This is a genomic window from Bradyrhizobium sp. CCBAU 21365 (assembly GCF_015291305.1).
GTDB lineage: Bacteria > Pseudomonadota > Alphaproteobacteria > Rhizobiales > Xanthobacteraceae > Bradyrhizobium > Bradyrhizobium elkanii.
On record NZ_CP030036.1, the window covers coordinates 1987752 to 2002299 of the forward strand.

Genomic DNA, 14548 nt, shown 5'->3' on the forward strand with positions numbered 1-14548 from the left:
AGGTGCCTGGCGTGTGGCGTCGCGACGGCATTGTAAGATGACGGGTCCTCACTCCGGGAGCCCCGCCATGCGTAGCGGGTTGACCAATGCGTCCAGGTCGCCTTGTCGGCGATACGGCAGCAGCCTGGCCCAGCGGGCCAGGCTGAAATTGGGGTGGCCCGCCAGCAAGTCGGTTGAGATCATGCGCGCGTCATCTTGCCGGCCGAGATTCCAGAGCGCCGCTATGAGTGTCGACTGCGCGGTCAGCCAGAGCGGCCGCTGCCTCAGCACGCGGGCGGCTATATCGTGCGCCGCCGCGAAATCTCCGAGATGAAATCTTGCGCGCGCTTCGTCCACCATGGATTCGTTGCGCTCAATCGGACTGAGCCGCTGGGCGTGTTCCTCGTAGAGGACGGCTTTTCGGAAATTGCCGGCGTAGCCGTGGTACATGCCCGCCATGTGATGGGCGTCGGAGCTGCTGGGAGCGAGGCTGATCGCCGTTTCTCCTGCCGCCACAGCCTCATCATGACGACGTTGATAGGTACGAACATAGCCGATCACCAGGTATGCTTCCCCGAAGCTCGGGTCGGCGGCGAGAGCCCGATCAGCGCAGCCCAGTGCGGCTTGATACGCTTCGTTTTCCTCCTTGATCCAACCGAAGCGCGCCTGGTCTGTCAGGGTAAGACCCAACAAGTAGAGCGCCGGCATAAACGAGGCATTGATCTCCAGCGCTTGTTCAAAAAGCTTCCGGGCCTGTGCGTGGGTTTGCCTTGCGAAATTAACGTACAGGGCGCGTCCCTTTAAGACATACTCATAAGCCAGCGGACTGCCCGAGCGTTTTCTCCACACCCTTGCGCGCTCGCCGACCGTCAACTGCACTTCAAGCGCTTCGACGATCTCTTGCGTAATTCGGTCCTGGAGATCGAACACGTCGTCCAGGTCTCCGTCAAAGCGATCCGCCCAGAGATGGCCGCCGTCTCGACCATCAATCAACTGCGCCGTCAACCTGATGCGATTGCCGATCTTTCGAACGCTCCCCTCCAGCAGATAACGAGCGCCCAGGATCTGCCCGATTTCGCGAATGTCCCTGTTCTGCCCCTTGAACGCGAAGCTCGAATTGCGAGCGATCACCATCAATTCCTGAATCTTTGACAGGGTCGTAAGGACGTCTTCCGCGATCCCGTCCGCGAAATACTCCTGCTCGTTGTCGCCGCTCATGTTCTGAAACGGCAGCACCGCGATGGAAGGCTTTCCCGAAAACGGGCGCACGTGGTGCGATTCGGCGGGAGTTGGATGGCGCTCAGGCGAAGGTCTGGCGCCAATCTTCATTCGCCAGGCGCGGATCGGTTCCGTGATGTTTTTCAGATTCTGTTGGCCCATATCTTCGAAGGCTGCATCGACCTTGCTCCGGATCTGCCGGTAGGCGTCGTCAGACAGGCATATGCCGCCCGGGTCCGCGATGTTCTCCAGCCGCGCGGCGATGTTGACGCCGTCGCCGAAGATGTCGTCGTTGTCGATGATGATGTCGCCGACGTGAATGCCGATGCGAAATTCGATCCGCTGCTGCTGCGGTGCGGATGCGTTGAGCTCCGCCATCCTGCTCTGAACCTCTACGGAGCTGCGCACGGCATCGACGGCGCTGCCGAATTCGACAAGCATGCCGTCGCCGGTAGTTTTGACGATGCGGCCGCGATGAGCGGCGATCGTTGGATCAATGAGATTCTTTCTGGCCGCCTTGAGCCGCGCGAGCGTGCCTTCCTCGTCGGTTCCCATCAGGCGACTGTAGCCGGCGACATCTGCCGCCAGCACTGCTGCCAGTCGCCTTTCCACTCGCTCGGGCGCCACGGACTACCCTAACTTGGAAGTTCAACCCAGCCAATTAAAGCACGTCGAGCTGGCTTCGGGCTAGAGGCCACGCCCTGGCTGACCGTTAGTCGCTAGATCAGCGCTTCCGCGCGCAGCGTGGCGTCGATCTCGCCGAGGATGCGCGCCAGCCGTTCGGCCCATGCGGTCTCGCCGGCCTGGTCGGAGATCAGGTCCTGGCGGATCTCGATGCCCGAGTTCATCAGGCCGCGCGTCTCGCCATGCACCGGGATCGTGTAGTCGGTCTCGTCGCTGACCGCATAGGGCTCGTTGTCGCCGACCACGAGATCGCCCTCGGCGCGCAGACGTTTCAGCAGCAGCGGCGGCAGCACCGTGTCGCGATGATAGAGCGTGCCGATGTGCCAGGGGCGTGCGATGCCGGCGTAGACCGGCGTGAAGCTGTGCAGCGACACCAGCACCGTCGGCAGGCCCTGGCGCGTACGCGCGTCGATGATCTCGTCGATGCGTTTGTGATAGGGATCGAAGATCTGCGCGCGGCGCATCTCGGCGGCCTCGCGCGACAGGCCTTCATTGCCCGGCACCGTGGTGGCCTCGCTGATCAGCGGGATCGAGCTTGCGACATGCGGCGGACGGTTGCAGTCGATCACGAGCCGCGAATAGCGCTGTGCGATCAAGTGCGCGTCGAGCCGCTCCGAGAGCCGGTTTGCGACGCCGGCGATGCCGATGTCCCAGGCGATGTGCCGCACCAGCTCATCCTCGGGCAGGCCGAGGTCGCAGAGCGGAGAGGGAATCAGCCTGCCGTAGTGGTCGCAGGTGAACAGGAACGGTGAGCGGCCGCCGGCATTGTGTTCAAGAACCGGTGAAGCGTCGGTGCTCGCGAGCAGGAACGATGGACCGCCTCCGTAATTCAAGGGCTTTTTTCCTCAACTTTGCCTATTCAGGCGGCATGCTGATCTGGAATCGGGCAGCTTTCTCTATAGATTATGCGGTCCGAAATCACGATGATTGTTTGAAGATGCCGCTGCTGACCATTCATCACAAGACCGTTTATCGCTACGCGCGCCCGGTGGCGTTCGGCGAACATCGCATCATGCTGCGCCCCCGTGACGGCCATGATCTGCGCGTGCTCGACAGCGCACTTGTGATCGATCCACAGCCGATGTCGCTGCGCTGGATTCACGACGTGTTCGGCAACAGCATGGCGATCGCCGCCTTCGACGAGCGCGCCGACACGCTGTCCTTTGTCTCGACCGCGACGGTGGAGCACAATCCGGCCGATACGTTCGCGCTGACGCCGGACGATCCCGCCTATTTCTATCCGTTCCTCTACGACGACGAGGAATTCCCCGATCTGCAGCAGTTCATCACGCCGCAATATGGCGACCCGAACGGCGAGCTGTCGGCCTGGGCGCGGCGCTTTCTCGATGTCGAGGCGCCGACGCCGACGTTCAAGATCCTGAGCGGCATGACGCATGGCATCCGCGAGGCGTTCAGCTATCGCAAGCGCTATGAGCAGGGCACCCAGCATCCGCTCGATACGCTGCGCACGCAGTCCGGCACCTGCCGCGACTATGCGCTGTTCATGATCGAGGCGCTGCGCCGGCTCGGCATCGCCGCGCGCTTCGTCTCCGGCTATCTCGCCATGCCGCCCGGCAGCGCGCACGGCTATGTCGGCGGCGGCTCGACCCATGCCTGGGTGCAGGTCTATCTGCCGAGCGCGGGCTGGATCGAGTTCGATCCGACCAACGGCATCGTCGGCACGCGCGATCTGATCCGCGTCGCGGTGGCGCGCGACCCGCGTCAGGCGATCCCGCTGCACGGCGTCTATCTCGGCGCGGCGGACGCCTTTCTCGGCATGGATGTCGACATCAAGGTGGTCTCGGTCGGCGAGAATGCGGAGCAGGAGACGGCCTGACGATGCAGATCAAGGTCGGCTTCGAGATCACCTACACGGCGGCGCAGCCGACCCCGATGGTGATCATGCTGTCGATCCATCCGTCGCGCTACGCCGACATCGTCGGCACCGAGCGCCTTTCGACCGAACCGGACGTGCCGATCGGCCTCTATCGCGACGGCTTCGGCAATGTCTGCGGGCGGCTCGTTGCCCCCAGCGGTGGCGTCACCTTCCGCGGCAGCGCGCTGGTGCGCGATTCCGGATTGCCTGATGTGGTCAACCCGGCGGCGCAACAGATTCCGATCGAGCAGCTGCCCGACGACATGCTGCTCTACCTGATGCCGAGCCGCTATTGCGAGACCGACAAGCTGACCGATGTCGCCTGGTCGCTGTTCGGCAGCACACCGCAGGGCTGGGCGCGGGTGCAGGCGATCACCGATTTCGTGCACAACCACGTGACGTTCGGCTATCAGCACGCCCATCACATGAAGTCGGCGCACGACGTCTATGAAAGCCGCGCCGGCGTCTGCCGCGACTTCGCGCATCTGGCGCTCACCTTCTGCCGCTGCATGGGCATTCCGGCGCGTTACTGCACCGGCTATCTCGGCGACATCGGCGTGCCGCCGGATCCTGCGCCGATGGATTTCTCCGGCTGGTTCGAGGTCTATCTGTCGGGCCAGTGGTACACTTTCGACGCCCGGCATAACGCGCCGCGGATCGGCCGCATCCTGATGGCAACCGGCCGCGACGCCGCCGACGTCGCCCTCACCACGAGCTTCGGCCGCATGACGCTGACGAAGTTCGTCGTCGTGACCGATGAGGTGGCGGCGGCTTGATGTAGAGCCGTCACCCTGAGGAGCGCGAAGCGCGTCTCGAAGGGGCGACCGCCACCAGCCGGGCTGTGCATCCTTCGAGACGCGCGTTCCGCGCTCCTCAGGATGACGGGAGATCGCCAGCGAGCAATCCATCTTTGCGGTGCCATGGATTGCTTCGCTTCGCTCGCAATGACATAGAGGGTCATGACCTCCGACCTTCTCTTCGTCTACGGCACGCTGATGCGCGGCTTCGACCATCCGATGGCGAAGCTGCTCGCGGGCAACGCCGAATTCCTCGGGCCGGCGCAGTGCCGCGGCCGGCTCTATCTGGTGAAACATTATCCGGGCCTCGTCGTGTCGGACGATCCGGCCGACATCGTGCATGGCGAACTGTTCCGCCTGCGTGAGCGCGAGGCCATGCTGCGTGAATTCGACATGTACGAAGCCTGCGGCGAAGGCTTTCCGCCGCCGACCGAATATGTCCGCGAGCTGCTCGAGGTCACGCTCGCCGACGGCAGCGTGCGCGAGGCGTGGACCTATCTCTACAACTGGCCGGTCACCGAGCGGCCGCGGATTGCGTCAGGAAAGTTCCTGGAGCAGTAGCTGCGTCAGATTTCCCGCTCGACGCGGATATCGACCTCGCGCTCGACAAAGGTCCATTCCTCGGTCGCGCGCAGCATGCCGACCAGTTCGTCGAACAGGGTGACGTGGTCGGGTGCGAACTCGAACCAGGTCAGGAAGTCGAAGGGCATGCCGAGGTCGCGCGAATGAAACAGCTGGCGGGCGATCGCGGGGAGGAATTTCAGGGTGCCTTCGATGTGGTGCGACTTGTCCTCGAAGATCTGGCGGCGCTCCTCCTGGGTGAGCTCCCACCACGCCGCGGATTTCCTGATCGGGATCAGCGCCGCGTGGCTTGCCTCGCTGCGGCCGAGCCCGGCCTGCACGGCCAAGAGCTTCTCGCGCTCCTCCTTCTCGGTGTAGCGCAGATGGCTGGCGACGCCGGCGAGCCGCCATGCGTTCTGCGACGGCAGCAGCGGCAGCGCGATCGACTCGCTCGCAACGATCGACAGCGCCGCGACCTTCGGCAGCGTTTCGCCCTTCACCCGCGTGATGGAGGTGACCTGCCAGCCGCCGCTCTGCCCGCCTCTGAATGTCGTGAACATGGCCTATCCAATCCCGGAAGCGGGGAGGGGGCAAGCTTGCCGCACGGGCTCTCCACCGTGGATTTGGGGGTAGCCCGCTCGATGGAGCCGTGACGGGCCAGACCTGTGAATAGCCCGGAAAAGCCCCACATTGTTCGGCATGGCGGGTCGTGCCGCTATATGGCTAACCGGTTGTCCGCGATTCGCCGCTCGAGCCCAAAATCCTGACTGATGCGTTTCACGCCCGAATTCCTCGATGAGCTGCGCGCCCGGCTTCCGGTCTCGGAAGTCGTGGGCAGGCGCGTCAAGCTCAAGAAGGCCGGGCGGGAGTGGAAGGGGCTGTCGCCGTTCCAGCAGGAGAAGACGCCGTCCTTCTTCGTCAATGACCAGAAGCAGGCCTGGTTCGACTTCTCGTCCGGGCTGAATGGCAACATCTTCGACTTCCTGATGAAGACCGAGGGCGTGACCTTCCCCGAGGCGGTGGAACGCCTCGCCGCGATGGCGGGTGTTCCGCTGCCGGCCGTGACGCCCGATGCCGCGCGGCACGAGCAGCACCGTCGCACGCTGCACGACGTGATGGAACTGGCGACCAAGTTCTTTGCCGACACGCTGGCTTCGCGGGGCGGCGCCAAGGCGCGCGGCTATCTTGCCGACCGCGCCATCTCGCCGGCGACCCAGCTCCAGTTCCGGATGGGCTATGCGCCGCCGGATCGCTTCGCGCTGAAGGAGCACCTCGGCGGGCAGGGCATCTCTACCGACGACATGGTGGAGGCGGGGCTTCTGATCGGCGGCGAAGATATCCCGGTGCCGTATGATCGCTTCCGCGACCGCGTGATGTTTCCGATCACGGATGCCCGCGGCCGCGTCATCGCGTTCGGCGGCCGTGCGCTGGAGAAGGACGTTCCGGCAAAGTACCTGAACTCGCCGGAAACCACGCTGTTTCACAAGGGCGACAATCTATACAATCTGTTCACCGCGCGGCAGGCCGCGCATGACGGCGCGCAGCTGATCGTCGTCGAGGGCTATGTCGACGTCATCGCCATGGTCACGTCGGGCTTTCCCGGCGCCGTCGCGCCGCTCGGCACTGCGCTGACCGAAAACCAGCTCGGCCTGCTCTGGAAGATGGTCGACGAGCCGATCCTTTGTTTTGACGGCGACCGCGCCGGACAGAAGGCGGCGTACCGCGCGGCCGACATCGCCTTGCCGCAGCTCAAGCCCGGCAAGAGCCTGCGGATTGCGCTGCTGCCGGAAGGGCAGGACCCCGACGATCTCGCCCGCTCCGGCGGCCGCGGCGCGATCGAGGACGTGATCTCGGCCGCGCGTCCGCTCGCCGACATGATCTGGTCGCGCGAGATCGAGGGCGGCAATTTCGCTACGCCCGAGCGCCGGGCCGCGCTGGAGGCGCGGATCGGCGAGCTCACCAATGGCATCCGCGACGAGGTGGTGCGCCGCTATTACCGGCAGGACCTGCAGGAGCGGCTGCAGCGCAATTTTGCGCCCGAGGGCGGCCGCGGCGGTTATGGCCGCGGCGGCTACGGACGGGGCAATTTCGGCGGCGGCCGCAGCGGCGAATCACCCCGCCAGTTTGCCCCCCGGGGACCTGCGCAGAACGGCCGACAAGGAGGCCTGCAAGGCGGCCGGTTCGGTGCCAAGGCCGGCGCCACCCCCGGGATTTCACGGGGTCCCTACCAGGCCGCCAGCCCCCAATTGGCCAACAGCCCGATCATGCGCGGCCAGCGCAGCGCGATCTCCCGCCGCGAGGCCCTGATCCTGCAATCCCTGATCAACCACCCCTGGCTGCTGCACGACCATCTCGAGGAGGTGGCGGCGCTGGAGCTCGCCCATCCCGAGGCCCACAAGCTCAGGGCCGCCATCATCGCCGCCTTTGCCCACGACCATCACCATTCCCCTGACGCCGAGGAGCAGGCCGAGAAGATGCGGGCCGACCTCGAAGCGGGCGGATTATCACAGATTCTTCAAAGGGTTGAGCGGGCGATCACAACTCAGGCGGTGTGGGGCGCGCAGATCGGCGCGGCGCGCGAGGATGTTTTATCAACCTGGCGTCAACTCGTTGCCTTGCATCAGAAAACCCACGCCTTACTTAGGGAAAGAAAAGATGCGGAAGCGGCTTTGGCTGAAGACTCCAGCGAGGCCAATCTGGCATGGTTGCAGGATATCCAGGCCCGGATGGCAGAAGCCGACGGGACCGAAGCCCTGATTGAAGGGTTCGGCGAATTATCGGGCCGGTTCCAGCGTAATGTCTGATAACAAAAATGCTGCGGATGGCGCTGGCCGCACCCGCAAAAAGACTCGCCAAATCCATGGTTTGGCTGCAAAAACAGGGTTAAGCGAAACTTAATAGCCTCGCGGCTATTGCAGATTGGAAACCGTCGAGACGGATGACAGGGGTGGCGAGATATTGCGCCGCCCTTTGTGCGTCGAGAGAGTAAATCTAGATTTCGTGCGGATGCGCGTGCGTGGCGCCATTTTGCATGACCGCGTTTCGGGAGCTTAGTGAATGGCCACCAAGGCAAAGACGCTGCAGGTTAAGGACAAGGAAAAGGACGACAAGGCAGCGGATGCTCCTGAGAAGGATGCCGCTGACGCGCCGTCGCCGTTGCTCGACCTGTCGGATGCCGCGGTGAAGAAGATGATCAAGCAGGCCAAGAAGCGCGGCTTCGTGACCTTCGATCAGCTCAACGAAGTGCTGCCTTCCGACACGACCTCGCCCGAACAGATCGAAGACATCATGTCGATGCTGTCTGACATGGGCATCAACGTCACCGAGGCCGACGATAGCGAAGGCGAGGACGAGAAGGACGACGGCGACGACGAGACCGACAACGAGCTCGTCGAGGTCACGCAGAAGGCCGTCACCGAGGTCAAGAAGTCGGAGCCCGGCGAGCGCACCGACGATCCCGTGCGCATGTATCTGCGCGAGATGGGCACCGTTGAGCTGCTGTCGCGCGAGGGCGAAATCGCGATTGCCAAGCGCATCGAGGCCGGCCGCGAGGCGATGATCGCGGGCCTCTGCGAAAGCCCGCTGACCTTCCAGGCCATCATCATCTGGCGCGATGAGCTCAACGAAGGAAAGATCTTCCTCCGCGACATCATCGATCTCGAAGCCACCTATGCCGGACCGGAATCGAAGGGCGGCATCAATCCGAACCTGATCGGCAACAACGGCGCGGAGGGCGCCGCCGCTGAAGGCAATGGCGGCGATGCGCAAGGCAGCGCGCCGGCCCATGTCGCGCCGCCGGCCGCGCCGCCATCGCCGACCCCGTTCCGCGCCGCGCCCGCCGGTGGCGAAGCCGCCACCGAGGAGAAGGATCCCGCCGAGGCCGCCGCCGAAGGCGACATGGACGACGACGAGTTCGAGAACCAGATGTCGCTCGCCGCCATCGAGGCCGAGCTGAAGCCGAAGGTGGTCGAGACCTTCGACAAGATCGCATCCGAGTACAAGAAGCTGCGCCGCCTGCAGGAGCAGGACATCGCCAACCAGCTGCAGAGCGAGTCGCTGTCGCCCTCGCAGGAGCGCAAGTACAAGAAGCTGAAGGACGAGATCATCGTCGAGGTGAAGTCGCTGCGCCTCAACCAGGCCCGCATCGATTCGCTGGTCGAGCAGCTCTACGACATCAACAAGAAGCTGGTCTCGTTCGAGGGCCGCCTGCTGCGCCTCGGCGACAGCCACGGCGTTGCGCGCGAGGACTTCCTGCGCAACTACCAGGGGTCGGAGCTCGACCCCCGCTGGCTCAACCGCGTCTCCAAGCTGTCGGCCAAGGGCTGGAAGAACTTCGTCCATCACGAGAAGGACCGCATCAAGGACCTGCGCCACGAGATCCAGTCGCTGGCGGCGCTCACCGGGCTCGAGATCGGCGAATTCCGCAAGATCGTGCACGGCGTGCAGAAGGGCGAGCGCGAGGCCCGTCAGGCCAAGAAGGAGATGGTGGAAGCCAACCTCCGTCTCGTGATCTCGATCGCCAAGAAATACACCAACCGCGGCCTGCAGTTCCTCGACCTGATCCAGGAAGGCAATATCGGCCTGATGAAGGCGGTCGATAAGTTCGAATATCGCCGCGGCTACAAGTTCTCGACCTACGCCACCTGGTGGATCCGGCAGGCGATCACCCGCTCGATCGCCGACCAGGCCCGCACCATCCGCATCCCCGTGCACATGATCGAGACGATCAACAAGATCGTCCGCACCTCGCGCCAGATGCTGAACGAGATCGGCCGCGAGCCGACCCCGGAAGAGCTCGCCGAGAAGCTCGGCATGCCGCTCGAGAAGGTGCGCAAGGTCCTCAAGATCGCCAAGGAGCCGCTGTCGCTCGAAACGCCCGTGGGCGATGAAGAGGATTCGCATCTCGGCGATTTCATCGAGGACAAGAACGCGATCCTGCCGATCGACGCCGCGATCCAGTCCAACCTGCGCGAGACCACCACGCGCGTCCTGGCCTCGCTCACCCCGCGCGAGGAGCGCGTGCTGCGCATGCGCTTCGGCATCGGCATGAACACCGACCACACGCTGGAAGAAGTCGGCCAGCAGTTCTCGGTCACCCGCGAGCGCATCCGCCAGATCGAAGCCAAGGCGCTGCGCAAGCTGAAGCACCCGTCGCGGTCGCGGAAGCTGCGGTCGTTCCTCGACAACTAAATCGATCGGTATTCATCGAAACAAGAATGGCGGGCTGAGGCCCGCCGTTTTTGTTTGGCTCGTCCGCTTCATACTTCAGGCATCAGTGCCCGCGGCCACCCCTCTCCCCACCCTCCCCCGCAAGGGGGGAGGGAGCCTGAAGAGCGTGCTCATGTTACGTCGCATGATGCTTCGTGTCTTGCGAAGGGTGCGGATTGATCGCGAGTGAGGGAGGCACCGGCGGAAGCGCTCCCTCCCCCCTTGCGGGGGAGGGGCGGGGAGAGGGGGCCGCTTGCTCCGATGTTGATGAGGTGCGAGAGCTTCGCTCGCCGCTACTTCTTCTTCGCGCCGACGCGCTCGATGGACTTGATCTCGAGCGGCGGGCGGCCGCCCTTTTCGGCGATCTCGCGGTCCTGCTCGCGCAGGAAGGCACGCACCGGCTCGTCGCCGTCGAGCCCGCCAATGAGCTCCGACGGCACGCGGCGGTTGGAGCGCTGCGAGCCGTCTTCATAGAAGACGTTGAAGAAGGCGAATTCGCCTTTGGGATTGGTCCCGGGTTTTTTCGGCATGCGCGGCTTGTCCTCGATCGGGGCGCCGCTGTCAAAGCAAATCGCCCGCGCCCGTGCGCCGGTCTGCCCTGCGCGATGGGGTTGCGTGCGGCCCTTGCGCAATGTCGCGGGCAGTACGGCCCGGCATGCGCTTGCGGCGCCCGTTCGGTCACATCAACGACATATACGCCTCAGCCCTCGAACAGCACGAACGCCGCCCACACGCTCGCATCGGCCGCGCCCGCGACCTTGCCGTCGCGCGCATCGCGCCTGGTCCGGCGCAGCGCATCGGAATAGGTCAGGCCCTCCGCCAGGTGCTCGTAGAACCGCACGGTGAAGTTCGCGGTACCCTCGTCGGCGACCGGCCACAGCGTCAGCAGCGCGCGCCGCGCGCCGGCGATGCCGAGCGCGGTCTGCAGGCCGCGCAGGCCGCTGACGAAGCTCTCGTCGCCGCGGCCGGTCTCGCAGGCCGACAGCACCAGAAGATCGAGCCCGGACAGGTCCCAGTCCATCAATTCGAAGGCATAGAGATAGCCGTCGTTCTCGTCGCGCAGCGGAAATCGGCTGTCGCCGGCGTCCGACAGCACGATGCCGCTCTGCCACAGCGTGTCGAGGCCGGATGCCGTGCCGTCGCGATAGAAGCCGTGCGTCGCCAGATGCGCGATGCGCGCCTTGCCGATCGCCGCGCGCAGCGTGCCCTCGCTGACGCCGCGCCCGGTCAGCATCTCGACCGGCGCGCCGCGGGTGCGGGCGAGCTTTGCGATCGCCTCGATCTCGGTCCGGGTCGCGGGCAGCGGCATCGGCCCCGGCTCGCCATATTCGATGCCGCCGGCGAGCAGCATCGAACCCCGCTGATCGAGCGTCTCGCGCGCATGGATCGCGATCAGCGCATCGGGGCTGGTCAGCATCCGGATCGTGAACCTGTCCTCCAGCAGGCCGCCGCCACTGCCGGGCAGCAGCGCGAACGGCACGGCAAACAGGAAGCCGTCGGGCACGACATAGAGCGTGGTCTTGTCCTTCAGCAGCGGCTCCAGCGGCGCGAACAGCCGCGCCCGAAGATTCTGGAAGCGGCCCTTGACGTCGGGCGCGTGCGCGTCGGGATAGGCATGGTGGCCCGCGTCGCGCGCAGCCGCGCGATCTCGGTGCGCACGCCGGTGTCGACCATCCGGCCGGGATCGCCGAGATCGACCACGTGCGGCTCGCGCGTTGCGGTCTCGACGATGGCGTAGAGCACGGTTGCCGCCAGCGGGTCCTTCGCCTGGCGATCCGCCTTCCATTGCCGGGTGATGAAATAGTTGACGACGGCTTCCTGCGACGCGAGCAGCTGCGAGGGGCGGATCGGGTCTTGCGGCAGCTTCGCGCCGATTGCATCGAGCCGCTTCTGCAGCGCCTTCTCGGCGGCGTCCTGCCGCCCCCACACCGACCTCGCCCAGTCGTCGACATTGCCCGACGAGAACAGCTCCTGTTTCTCGCCGTTGAGCCGGAGCGCGGTGCGCAGCAGCGTCGCGGTCTCCTCGTCCTTGCCGGCGACCTCCGTCTCGAGCTGGCGCAGCGCCGTGGCGTCGGCACCGCCGAGCGTCTTCCAGCGCAGCACGGCGGCGGCAAAGGCCGGCTGCGCCACGGCGGAGCCGGCGCCGGTGGCGAAGCGGCCGAACGCGAACAAGAGATGATCGGCATGGGCGCGGATCGCTTCGGCGACGGCGCGATCGCCCGATGTGCCGACCTCGCGCTTCATCCAGTCGAACATCTCGCGGTCGAGCGCGGCGAAGGCCTGCACCGCACGGGTCGGATCATCAGCGATCAGCGCGGTCGCGATGCCGAGCTTGATCTCGAAGCTGGCTTTGCATGAACAAGACAGCGCGGCCGGCCGCGTGGCGGAAGCGGCTTGCACAGCCCGCGCTTCTTGGTCGCGGCCGGCGGCTTCGGCGTTCATGCGTCGCGTCCGCAAATGCTGGCCTGTAGTGCGTCGCTCGCCGCCGCCGACCGCCGCTTGCAGGCGCCACCGACAGCCAAGCCATCGGATGATGTTACCGCCTGCAGGCCGGCCGCCTGCCGTTCGCGCCGAGGCGGGGGAATCGCTGGCGGCGGAGCCGCGCACGGCGGCGCACTTTCCCGGCAGCCGTCTTTCGCATCGGCGCGCAAACGAACGACGGCCGAAAGCCGAGCTTTTTCTGACCATCGTCACTTGCGCCACCCCGTCCGATTCGCGTATGAGGCGCATCCTTCTCTTTCTACAACCTTTCCTTCGAGAACCGATCGCCGATGTCCAACGCCACAATCGACGCCAACAAGGCGCTCGTGCTCGCGCATTACGACGCCGTGACCAACCGCCACGATCCCGAGGCGATCCGCGCGCAGCTGGCGCCCGACTTCTTCGACCATGCGGCGGGCAAGCGGCTGAGCGCGGAGGACGTGATCGCGCATTCGGCCGCGATGCACGAGACCTTCGCCGACCTGTCGGCGGTGGCGGAATGCCTGGTGGCCGAGCGCGACATCGTCGCCGGCCGCTTCGTCTGGCGCGGCCGGCACCGCAGCCCGTGGCGCGGCATTCAGCCAACCGGCCGCCACGTCGAATTCCGCGGCATGACGTTCTGGCGGATTCAGGACGGCAGGATTTCCGAGCGCTGGGCCGAGATCGATTTTGTCGACCTGGAGCGGCAGCTCAGGGATTGATCGTCAGCTACACCTTCGTCAGTTGATCAACGCAGGGAGATTTGGCCGCGCGGCTGATGAAGGCGTAACTGCCCGCCGAGGATGGAGTGTGGTGCCGACACTTTGACTGCCTCGTTTGCTCCATGGCATGATCGGCCATTCGAAGCGGGGGGATTTTTGCATGCTCAGGTGTCGTTTGGCGGTTGTGTTCGGCGCCTTGCTGCTTGCCACCCCCTCATATGCCGCGCGCTGCGGCGGCAGTTTTCCGGCCTTCGTCCAGTCGTTCTCGCAGGAGGCGGCGGCGGCCGGCGTCCAGCAGGACGTGATCTCGGCGGCGCTCGGCGGCGTGCAGCAGGATGGCGGGGTGCTCGCCTTCGACCGGCGGCAGCGCTACACCTTCAACAAGACCTTCGAGCAGTATGTCGCAACCCGGGTCGGGCCCGGGCGCATCAATGGCGGCCGCGCGATGCTGCAGCGGCACGCCGTGCTGCTCTCGAAGATCGAGCAGCAATACGGCGTGCCGCGCCAGATCCTGGTCGCGATCTGGGGGCTCGAGACGGATTTCGGCAAGGGCGACATGGGCAAGCTGCCGGTGTTCCGCGTGCTCGCGACGCTGGCGCATGATTGTCGCCGCACCGACCTGTTCCAGGGCGAACTGCTCGCCGCGCTCAAGATCGTGCAGCGCGGCGATCTCCGTCTGAATGACATGATCGGCGCCTATGCTGGCGAGATCGGCCAGACCCAGTTCCTGCCGTCGTCCTACATCAAGTACGGCGTCGATTTCGACGGCGACGGCCATGTCGATCTGCGCCACTCGGTGGCCGATGTGCTGGCCTCGACCGCGAACCTCCTGCACACCAGCGGCTTCAAGATGGGCGCGCCCTATGGCGAGGGCACCGCGAATTTCGAGGCGATGCGCGAGTGGAACAGGGCGGTGATCTATCGCAAGACCATCGGGTATTTCGCCGATCAGCTTGTGGGGCGGTGAGGAACATCCCGCCGGGTCATTCCGGGGCTCGCAAAGCGAGAACCCGGAATCTCGAGATTCCGGGTTCAGCCCTGCG

The 14548-nt window shown here is 65.2% G+C and carries 13 protein-coding genes; 7 read left to right on the forward strand and 6 right to left on the reverse strand.

Annotated features, from left to right (window positions below; genetic code table 11):
• Positions 1-48: 48 nt before the first annotated feature.
• Both XI02_RS09410 and XI02_RS09415 read right to left on the reverse strand, forming a co-directional pair.
• Positions 49-1788 (reverse strand): adenylate/guanylate cyclase domain-containing protein, encoded by a 1740-nt coding sequence (locus XI02_RS09410; RefSeq protein ID WP_244980760.1) that lies wholly within the window; start codon positions 1786-1788, stop codon positions 49-51.
• 128 nt (positions 1789-1916) lie between these two features.
• Complete coding sequence (locus XI02_RS09415) at positions 1917-2714, reverse strand: N-formylglutamate amidohydrolase (protein WP_172648491.1); 798 nt, start codon at positions 2712-2714, stop codon at positions 1917-1919.
• Between the two features lie 104 nt (positions 2715-2818).
• On the opposite strand from XI02_RS09415, the gene XI02_RS09420 reads away from it, so the two are divergent.
• The 3 genes from XI02_RS09420 (at position 2819) to XI02_RS09430 (ending at position 5115) form a co-directional block, all read left to right on the forward strand.
• A complete protein-coding gene (locus XI02_RS09420; RefSeq protein ID WP_016839682.1) occupies positions 2819-3718 on the forward strand; it encodes a transglutaminase family protein in 900 nt (299 codons plus the stop codon).
• A 2-nt stretch (positions 3719-3720) separates the two neighbouring features.
• Complete coding sequence (locus XI02_RS09425; RefSeq protein ID WP_172648490.1) at positions 3721-4533, forward strand: transglutaminase family protein; 813 nt, start codon at positions 3721-3723, stop codon at positions 4531-4533.
• A 183-nt stretch (positions 4534-4716) separates the two neighbouring features.
• The gene (locus XI02_RS09430) at positions 4717-5115 is read left to right on the forward strand and encodes a gamma-glutamylcyclotransferase (protein WP_172648489.1); all 399 of its coding nucleotides are present in this window, start codon (positions 4717-4719) and stop codon (positions 5113-5115) included.
• A 5-nt stretch (positions 5116-5120) separates the two neighbouring features.
• Here XI02_RS09430 and XI02_RS09435 read toward each other — a convergent pair whose 3' ends face one another.
• Positions 5121-5675, reverse strand: coding sequence for a chlorite dismutase family protein (locus tag XI02_RS09435; RefSeq protein WP_172648488.1), 555 nt, complete (start codon positions 5673-5675; stop codon positions 5121-5123).
• A 210-nt stretch (positions 5676-5885) separates the two neighbouring features.
• Between XI02_RS09435 and dnaG the strand changes: the two genes are divergently transcribed.
• Together dnaG and rpoD are read left to right on the forward strand one after the other, a co-directional pair.
• Positions 5886-7919, forward strand: a complete 2034-nt coding sequence (gene dnaG / locus XI02_RS09440; RefSeq protein WP_081334877.1) for a DNA primase — start codon at positions 5886-5888, stop codon at positions 7917-7919.
• Positions 7920-8172: 253 nt separating this feature from the next.
• Positions 8173-10305 (forward strand): RNA polymerase sigma factor RpoD, encoded by a 2133-nt coding sequence (gene rpoD / locus XI02_RS09445; protein WP_018269832.1) that lies wholly within the window; start codon positions 8173-8175, stop codon positions 10303-10305.
• Between the two features lie 311 nt (positions 10306-10616).
• On the opposite strand, the gene XI02_RS09450 is transcribed toward rpoD, so the two are convergent.
• The 3 genes from XI02_RS09450 to XI02_RS45180 form a co-directional block, all read right to left on the reverse strand.
• Entirely contained in the window at positions 10617-10853 is a 237-nt protein-coding gene (locus tag XI02_RS09450) for a hypothetical protein (RefSeq protein ID WP_026192271.1), read from the reverse strand.
• Positions 10854-11023: 170 nt separating this feature from the next.
• Entirely contained in the window at positions 11024-11878 is an 855-nt protein-coding gene (locus tag XI02_RS09455; RefSeq protein WP_246783625.1) for a CHAT domain-containing protein, read from the reverse strand.
• On the reverse strand, positions 11851-12765 hold the full coding sequence (locus tag XI02_RS45180) for a hypothetical protein (RefSeq protein WP_245163872.1): 915 nt from the start codon (positions 12763-12765) through the stop codon (positions 11851-11853). Before XI02_RS45180 ends, XI02_RS09455 begins: the two co-directional genes overlap by 28 nt.
• A gap of 329 nt (positions 12766-13094) precedes the next feature.
• Between XI02_RS45180 and XI02_RS09460 the strand changes: the two genes are divergently transcribed.
• Positions 13095-13505 carry an ester cyclase gene (locus XI02_RS09460; protein WP_172648486.1) on the forward strand — a complete coding sequence of 137 codons (411 nt, stop codon included), beginning with the start codon at positions 13095-13097 and terminating at the stop codon, positions 13503-13505.
• 160 nt (positions 13506-13665) lie between these two features.
• Positions 13666-14472 (forward strand): lytic transglycosylase domain-containing protein, encoded by an 807-nt coding sequence (locus tag XI02_RS09465; protein WP_172648485.1) that lies wholly within the window; start codon positions 13666-13668, stop codon positions 14470-14472.
• The last annotated feature ends 76 nt before the right edge of the window (positions 14473-14548 follow it).

Coding starts and splice junctions, on each gene's coding strand:
- XI02_RS09420 (WP_016839682.1), top strand. CDS start 2,819: ATGCCGCTGCTGACCATTCATCACAAGACCGTTTATCGCTACGCGCGC.
- XI02_RS09425 (WP_172648490.1), top strand. CDS start 3,721: ATGCAGATCAAGGTCGGCTTCGAGATCACCTACACGGCGGCGCAGCCG.
- XI02_RS09430 (WP_172648489.1), top strand. CDS start 4,717: ATGACCTCCGACCTTCTCTTCGTCTACGGCACGCTGATGCGCGGCTTC.
- XI02_RS09435 (WP_172648488.1), bottom strand. CDS start 5,675: ATGTTCACGACATTCAGAGGCGGGCAGAGCGGCGGCTGGCAGGTCACC.
- dnaG (WP_081334877.1), top strand. CDS start 5,886: ATGCGTTTCACGCCCGAATTCCTCGATGAGCTGCGCGCCCGGCTTCCG.
- rpoD (WP_018269832.1), top strand. CDS start 8,173: ATGGCCACCAAGGCAAAGACGCTGCAGGTTAAGGACAAGGAAAAGGAC.
- XI02_RS09450 (WP_026192271.1), bottom strand. CDS start 10,853: ATGCCGAAAAAACCCGGGACCAATCCCAAAGGCGAATTCGCCTTCTTC.
- XI02_RS45180 (WP_245163872.1), bottom strand. CDS start 12,765: ATGAACGCCGAAGCCGCCGGCCGCGACCAAGAAGCGCGGGCTGTGCAA.
- XI02_RS09460 (WP_172648486.1), top strand. CDS start 13,095: ATGTCCAACGCCACAATCGACGCCAACAAGGCGCTCGTGCTCGCGCAT.
- XI02_RS09465 (WP_172648485.1), top strand. CDS start 13,666: ATGCTCAGGTGTCGTTTGGCGGTTGTGTTCGGCGCCTTGCTGCTTGCC.